This window comes from Nocardioides sp. IC4_145, assembly GCF_011250565.1.
Lineage (GTDB): Bacteria > Actinomycetota > Actinomycetes > Propionibacteriales > Nocardioidaceae > Nocardioides.
Genome location: NZ_JAANMS010000078.1, coordinates 1 through 7456, shown reverse-complemented (window position 1 = coordinate 7456; position 7456 = coordinate 1). Strand labels below are relative to the sequence as shown.

Genomic DNA, 7456 nt, shown 5'->3' with positions numbered 1-7456 from the left:
GATCCTGGCCCAAGCCTGGACCAGGATCCTATGGCGCTGCTGGCACGACCACGTGCCCTACAACCCCGACCTACACGGCCGGCTCAACGCCCTCACCCAGGAGGCCGCTTGACATAGGGCTCTCAGGTCCGGAGCGGCTCAGGCCGACCAGGTGCGGACCCAGAGCCCGTTCTCGGAGGCGGCGAGCCGCTCCAGCGAGCCCTCGGAGAGCGGCTCGGCGGCGTCGGTGACGACGTACCCCACCTCGCCGCGCGTCGCGAGCTGCTGCTGGACCACGTTGTCGCCCTGCTCGGCCAGCATCTCGTTGAGCCGGGCCAGCACGCCGGGGACGTTGCGGTGCAGGAAGCCGAGGCGGTGGCCGCTGCGCAGCTCCGGGACGTTGACGGCGGGCAGGTTGACGGACAGCGCGGTGCTGCCGTGCAGCGCGAACGACGCGAGCTTGCCGGAGACGAACCAGCCGATCTCCTCCTGGGCCTCCTGCGTCGATCCGCCCACGTGCGGGGTCAGGATGACGTTGTCGAGCCCGCGCAGCGGCGACTCGAACGGGTCGCCCTGCGCCTTCGGCTCGACCGGGAAGACGTCCATCGCGGCGCCGGCGATGTGGCCCGAGAGGATGTGCTCGCGCAGCGACTCGGTGTCGACGACCATGCCGCGGGCGGCGTTGACGAACATCGCACGCGGCTTCATCTTCGAGAACTGCTCGTGCCCGAAGAGGCCCGCGTTGCCCGGCCGGCCGTCGATGTGCAGGCTCACGACGTCGGAGACCGCGAGCAGCTCGTCGAGCGTCGACATCCGGCGCGCGTTGCCGTGGGCGGGGCGGTCGGCCGTGTCGAAGAAGACCACCCGCATGCCCAGGGCCTCGGCCACCGTCGAGAGCTGGGTGCCGATGTTGCCGTAGCCGACGATGCCGAGCGTCCGCCCGCGCACCTCGTGGCTGCCCTTGGCCGACTTGTCCCACACGCCGGCGTGCATCTTCTCGATCTTCTCCGGCAGCCGGCGGGCCAGCGCGATGATCTCGCCGATGACCAGCTCCACGACGCTGCGCGTGTTGGAGTACGGCGCGTTGAACACCGCCACCCCGCGCTCGGTCGCCGCTGCGAGGTCGACCTGGTTGGTGCCGATGCAGAAGCAGCCGATCGCCAGCAGGTCCGGCGCGTTGGCCAGCACCTTGTCGGTGACGTTGGTGTTGGACCGGATCCCGAGCAGCGAGACGCCCGGGAGCGCCTCGACCAGCTCGTCCTCGGAGAGGGAGCGCGTGAGCAGCTCGACCTCGTACCCCTTGGCCTCGAGCGACTCGACGGCCACCGGGTGGATGTTCTCCAGCAGCAGTGCCTTCACGACTCCGACCCTAGGACCGCCGCCGCCGTTGCTCCGATTCGTCGCGGGGTGGTGAGACGCCGGGTCCCGCTTCGTGGTCGGTGTGGGAGAAGGCAGGGAAGCTCCAGCATCCCAAGTTGACTTGGGATGCTGGAGCTTCCCTGCCATCGCAATGGCCGTGGAGCGGCAGGAAAGGCCGCGGAGTGGCGTCCCGGTCGAACCACCCGCCACCCGCACGCCACCAGGCGCTCGGGCGGAGGCCTCAGGCCGGCAGGTCCTCGGCGTCGAGGATCCGGTAGGCGTACCCCTGCTCGGCGAGGAACCGCTGCCGGTTGGCGGCGAAGTCGGCGTCGACGGTGTCGCGCGAGACGATGGTGTAGAAGTGCGCGGTCTTCCCCTCGGACTTCGGCCGCAGCAGCCGGCCGAGCCGCTGCGCCTCCTCCTGGCGCGAGCCGAACGAGCCGGAGACCTGGATCGCGACCTCGGCCGAGGGCAGGTCGATGGAGAAGTTCGCGACCTTCGAGACGACCAGCAGCCCCACCTCGCCGGAGCGGAACGCGTCGAAGAGCCGCTGACGCTCCTTCACCGGGGTGTCGCCCTTGATGACGGGAGCGTCGAGGGAGGCGGCGAGCTCGTCGAGCTGCTCGATGTACTGCCCGATCACCAACGTCGGTTGCCCGGGGTGCGAGGCGACGATGTCGCGCACGACGCGGGTCTTCTCCGCGGTGCACGACGCGAGCCGGTAGCGCTCCTCGGGCTCCGCCACGGCGTACACCAGCCGCTCGTCGGTCGGCAGCGTCACCCGCACCTCGACGCAGTCGGCGGGCGCGATCCAGCCCTGAGCCTCGATGTCCTTCCACGGCGCGTCGTACCGCTTCGGCCCGATCAGCGAGAACACGTCGCCCTCGCGGCCGTCCTCGCGCACCAGCGTCGCGGTCAGCCCGATCCGACGGCGCGCCTGCAGGTTCGCGGTCATCCGGAAGATCGGCGCGGGCAGCAGGTGCACCTCGTCGTAGACGATGAGGCCCCAGTCGCGCGCGTCGAGCAGCTCGAGGTGGGGGTAGACGCCCTTCCGCTTGGTCGTCAGCACCTGGTACGTCGCGATGGTGACCGGCCGGACCTCCTTGACCGAGCCGGAGTACTCCCCGATCTCGTCCTCGGTCAGCGAGGTACGCCGGACCAGCTCGTCCTTCCACTGGCGCGCGGAGACGGTGTTGGTGACCAGGATCAGCGTGGTCGCCTGCGCCTGGGCCATCGAGGCGGCGCCGACCAGCGTCTTGCCGGCGCCGCAGGGCAGCACGACCACGCCGGACCCGCCGTGCCAGAACGACTCGGCCGCGTCGCGCTGGTAGTCGCGCAGCTGCCAGTCGTCCTCGAGCAGCGAGATCGGGTGCGCCTCGCCGTCGACGTAGCCGGCGAAGTCCTCGGCCGGCCACCCGATCTTCAGCAGCGCCTGCTTGAGGTTGCCGCGCTCGGAGGCGTGGACGACCACGGAGTCCTCGTCGATGCGCTCGCCGAGCATGCCCTGCACCTTCTTGGCGCGCAGCACCTCCTCGAGCACCGGCCGGTCGGTCGAGGTGAGGACCAGCCCGTGGGTGGGGTGCTTGTCGAGCCGCAGCCGGCCGTAGCGGGCCATGGTCTCCGCGACGTCGACGAGCAGCGCGTGCGGGACGGCGTAGCGGCTGTACTCCAGCAGCGTGTCGACGACCTGCTCGGCGTCGTGGCCGGCGGCGCGGGCGTTCCACAGCCCCAGCGGCGTCAGGCGGTAGGTGTGCACGTGCTCCGGGGACCGCTCGAGCTCGGCGAACGGCGCGATCGCCTTGCGGCAGTCGGCCGCGCGCTCGTGGTCGATCTCGAGGAGCAGGGTCTTGTCGGACTGGACGATGAGCGGTCCGTCGTTCATAGAGGGGCGACTGCCTTCTGCCGGGCTCGGTACGCCGCCACGTTGGCCCGCGAGGAGCAACGGTCCGAGCAGTAGCGGCGCGACTGGTTGGGGGAGGTGTCGACGTACACCTGCGTGCACGGGGCGGCCGCGCAGACCCCGAGGCGGGTCGGGCCGAGGTCGCAGACCAGCGTCATCAGCCCCAGCAGGGACTCGCCGACGAGCAGCTCGGCCACCGAGGCGCTGCGGCTGGCGACGTGGACGTGCAGGTGGCCGTCGTGGTCGGTGATCCGCGGGCTGACCGGGTGCCGTGCCATCAGCTCGTTCAACCCCTCGACGACGCCGGCGACGTCGCCGGCGGCCGAGGCCTCGAAGACCGGGCGGAGCTCGCGCTGGTGCTTGCGCAGCAGCATGCAGTCGCGGTCGGTGGCCTGCTCCTGGAGCCAGGCCCGCCCGGCGAGGTGGGCCCGCAGCGCGTCGACGTCGGGGAGGTCCGCGTTGAGCAGCGCGGCCGACTGCTCGGCGTACCTCAGGAAGTCCACCGGACGAGTCTACGGAGACGCCGCAACGGGCTTGACCGACGTGATCCGGTGCACGGCGAATGTCCGGACGTCGTCGCTGCGGTGGTCGTGGGCCGTCAGCTGGCCGCCCTCGACGGAGACCGGGTCGATGATCCGCTCGGTGGACGTGCCGTGGTTGTCGACGTAGGAGATGAGCACCGGCGCGCGGGTCTCGACCGCCTCGCGCAGCGCGGCCAGCGACCCGCCGGGGCTCAGGGTCGCCGCGGTCGCCGGGCGGGTCCGCGCGGCCTGGTCGCCGGAGCGGATCGCGGTGACGACGGCGCTGGCGGCGGCGGTGCGGTGCGCGGCGGCCCGGGCGCTCGCACCGGCGGGGGCGCGGCGGTCCTTGGGCGTCCGCGCGCGCAGCACGTCCGGCCGCGCGACGTGCACCGTGCCGTCGGGCGCCTCCACGACCGGGGAGCCGCCGAGCTCGCGGAGTCGCGGGAGCAGCACGTCGAGCGGCGTCGTCGAGACCAGCACGGTCGGCGCGATCCGCCGGAGCCCGAGCCCGGCCGCCCTCGGGTGGTGCTCGAGCTCGGTCAGCGCCGACTCGTCGTCCGAGCGCAGGAACGCCTCGACCGCGCCCACGCGCACCGCGCCGTAGGTGCGGGCGGTGTCGTCGACGAGGTACGTCAGCGGCTGGGGCACCGGCGTCCGCGACACCGACCCCACGAACTCGTGCAGCTCGACCGCCGTCCACCCCGAGTCCAGGGCGCGGCGCACCGAGCCCGGCGTGAACCGGTAGACCGTCGCCCCGCCCCGCGACTCCACGTCCGCGACCAGCTGCAGCCGGCGCGCGAGCGAGGACTCCAGCGGGCCCGGCGCGACCGCGGTCAGGTCGGCCTGGAGGAGCACGTGGTCGACCGGCTCGGGCAGCAGGCCCGCGAGCGCCGGCGCGGGGTCGTCGCCGTGCAGCAGCGCCCGGGCGTACGTCGCCAGGCCGCCCAGCGCGCAGAGCCCGAGCACCGCGGCCTCGACGAGCGCCGCCGCGACCTGGTCGGCCCGCGTGCGGGGCCGCCGCGGGCGCAGCCAGGTGACGCGCGCGACGACCGACGGCGGGCCGGTGCCGGAGGCCACGACCGTGCCCGGCGGCAGCTCCGCGAGCACCTCGAGCGCCATCCGCCGGGCCTCGGCCGCGAGCCCCGAGGACAGCTCCGGCTGCAAGGCGTTCCACGCCTTGCCCTGCGGGTCGCGCCGGCCGACGAGGCTCGGCAGCCGCGCGGTGTCCAGCCAGGCGCGGGCCAGGGTGGCCCACCGCGCGGCGGGCTCCTGCGCGGACCAGGAGTCGAAGAGGTCGGTCGGCACCCAGGCCGGGTTGCCGTCGCGGTCGGCCGCGGTGGCGAGCAGCCCGGCGGCGTACGCCGTCTCGACCAGGAGTGCCGCGGTCGGCTCGTCGACGTGCAGCAGCGTCGCGGTCGCCTTGAGGTCGCGCACGCCGAGCCCACCGCTGCGCAACGCCGTCGGCGGAGCGGTGCTCCACTGGTCGAGCAGGAGCTCCACGCGACGGACGACCTCGAAGGCGGCCCCCGCTGCGGCGCGGTCCACGAGGTCGCCCGATCGCTCGGAGGTGACGACCTCGGGCACCTCGTCGACCGGCTCCCGGGTGGTCGTGCCGCCGCGCAGGGCCAGGCCGACCTCGCCGGGCAGCACGACCACGCCGCCGCTGCGCGGCACGAGCAGCCGCCGGGCGAGCAGCTCCTCGGCCGGGGTCGCGGCGTCCGCGACGCTCACGTGGTGCCGCGACGTGCCGGTGGTCGCCTCGCCGCCCTGCTCGGCCACGTGCTCGAGCAGCGTGCGGGCAGCGGGGGAGAGCTCGTCGAGCCGCCGCCGCACCTCCTCCGGCGGCGGGGCGTCCGCCGAGCGCGGGTGCAGGCCGCTCGTGCCACCGCCGCGGACGCCGGCCATCGCCTCCGCCACGCCGGTCAGCGCGCGGACCCCTGCGGTCGACTCCCACGCCAGCGCCAGGTCGAGCAGGCGGTCCAGCGCGGCGGAGGTCGCTCCCGGCACGGCGCGCACCAGCGTCACGAGTTCCTCTGGTGTGGTTTGGCCTGCGACGACGAGGGCATCAAGGACGCAGAGCTCGAGCCTCGTGAGGCCGTCGAGCGCACGCATCAAGGACGATCGAGTGGCCGCGCGGGACGCCAGCTGGCCGGAGTCATGAGGGGCGGGAGTGGCGAGATCGGGACGCTCGTGCAGGAGCCGGGACAAGCGCTCGTCCGACCAGCTGCGCAGCTGGTCGGCGAGCGAGCGGTGTCCGGGCATCCCCTCAACGCTACCGAGCCGCCCGTGAAGGCCGTCGAGCTCCACCACGGGGCCGCGACCGACGTGGGACTGGTGCGCGAGGTCAACGAGGACTCCTACCTCGCGGCGCCGCCCGTCTTCGTCGTCGCCGACGGCATGGGCGGCCACGAGGGCGGCGACGTCGCGAGCGCGATCGTGGTCGAGGAGTTCGGCCGGCTCGCCGACGCGGGCTACGACCCCGCCCGGGGCACCGACGTCATCGCCGGGACGCTGCGCGACTGCCAGCGCCGGATCTCGGAGTACGGCGCGGCGCAGCGAGCCCGCGGAGCCGGGGGGTTCCACGCCGGAACCACCGCCGTCGTCGCGCTGCTCGTGGAGGACCACGGCGAGCCCAAGTGGCTGCTCGCCAACCTGGGCGACTCCCGGATCTACCGCTTCAGCGAGGGCCGGCTCGAGCAGGTCAGCGTGGACCACAGCGTGGTGCAGGAGCTCGTCGAGGCCGGCGCCATCACCGAGGACGACGCCGCCGTCCACCCCGAGCGGCACGTCATCACCCGCGCGCTCGGCGGCCCGGACGCGGCCGAGGCGGACTACTTCCTCCTGCCGCTCGGCTCGGTCGAGCGGCTCGTGCTCTGCTCGGACGGCATCACCGGGATGATCGGTGACGACCAGATGGCCGAGATCCTCGCCCGCGCCGACGACCCCCGGGACGCCGCCGACCAGCTCGTCGGCGCGGCGCTCGCCGCCGGCGGCAAGGACAACGCGACGGTCGTCGTCGTCGATGTGGTGGGATTGGTCAGCGAGTTCTCCTACGACTCCGACGCCCAACGGGTGAGTCTCGAGCAGAAATTGGGGGCCCTGCCGTGAGCGAGCAGACGACCCGGTCCTACCGGCCGGGGGAGTGGTACGGCGTGCTGGGCGACGACACGGTGCTGCTCCTCCCGCCCGGCGAGCGCACCCGCGCGGCCGCGCTGTGGTCGCTCGTCGACGGCGGCGCCTCGACCGACGACCTCGTCGACGCCCTGCTCTCCGGCGGTCTCCGCGCCCTGCCGGCCTTCGTGCTGGCCACCACCGCCGACGACGGCGCCACCCGGCTGCTCGTGCGCGGCCGCGTGCGGGTGACCGTCGCCGCCGACGGGGAGACCGTCGAGGTCGACGGCGCCTCGGCGAGCACCTGGGTCGAGCGGTCCTGGGTGAGTGTCTCGGCGCTGTCGGTCGTCCTCGACGAGCGGCCGGCCGGGCCGGACCTGCTGGCGACCACGGGCCTGGTGCGCCTCTCCCGGCTCCAGCACCCCGCCGAGGCCGCGGGCACCGGGCCGGTCCCGGTCGCCGCCGCCGACGAGCCCGACGACTTCGGTCCCGAGCACGAGACCGAGCTGTCCGAGGTCACCGACGAGGACGACGAGGCCGCCGCCGTCGCCACCCCGGTGCCGCCCGCGGCCTCGGCGGGGTGCTG

The 7456-nt window shown here is 73.9% G+C and carries 6 protein-coding genes; 2 read left to right on the top strand and 4 right to left on the bottom strand.

What is annotated here, in order from left to right; all coding sequences use genetic code 11:
- Positions 1-138 precede the first annotated feature (138 nt).
- From serA to G6553_RS20365, 4 genes are all read right to left on the bottom strand, one after another.
- A complete protein-coding gene (gene serA / locus G6553_RS20380; RefSeq protein WP_166196930.1) occupies positions 139-1338 on the bottom strand; it encodes a phosphoglycerate dehydrogenase in 1200 nt (399 codons plus the stop codon).
- 241 nt (positions 1339-1579) lie between these two features.
- Positions 1580-3220, bottom strand: coding sequence for a DNA repair helicase XPB (locus G6553_RS20375; RefSeq protein ID WP_166196928.1), 1641 nt, complete (start codon positions 3218-3220; stop codon positions 1580-1582).
- A complete protein-coding gene (locus tag G6553_RS20370) occupies positions 3217-3741 on the bottom strand; it encodes a CGNR zinc finger domain-containing protein (RefSeq protein ID WP_166196926.1) in 525 nt (174 codons plus the stop codon). The genes G6553_RS20375 and G6553_RS20370 overlap by 4 nt, the downstream gene beginning before the upstream one ends.
- A gap of 9 nt (positions 3742-3750) precedes the next feature.
- Complete coding sequence (locus G6553_RS20365; RefSeq protein WP_166196924.1) at positions 3751-6021, bottom strand: helicase C-terminal domain-containing protein; 2271 nt, start codon at positions 6019-6021, stop codon at positions 3751-3753.
- 24 nt (positions 6022-6045) lie between these two features.
- On the opposite strand from G6553_RS20365, the gene G6553_RS20360 reads away from it, so the two are divergent.
- Both G6553_RS20360 and G6553_RS20355 read left to right on the top strand, forming a co-directional pair.
- Complete coding sequence (locus G6553_RS20360) at positions 6046-6867, top strand: protein phosphatase 2C domain-containing protein (protein WP_347565835.1); 822 nt, start codon at positions 6046-6048, stop codon at positions 6865-6867.
- A partial coding sequence (locus G6553_RS20355; RefSeq protein ID WP_207620080.1) for a hypothetical protein occupies positions 6864-7456 on the top strand: 593 nt, incomplete at its 3' end. The genes G6553_RS20360 and G6553_RS20355, both read left to right, overlap by 4 nt.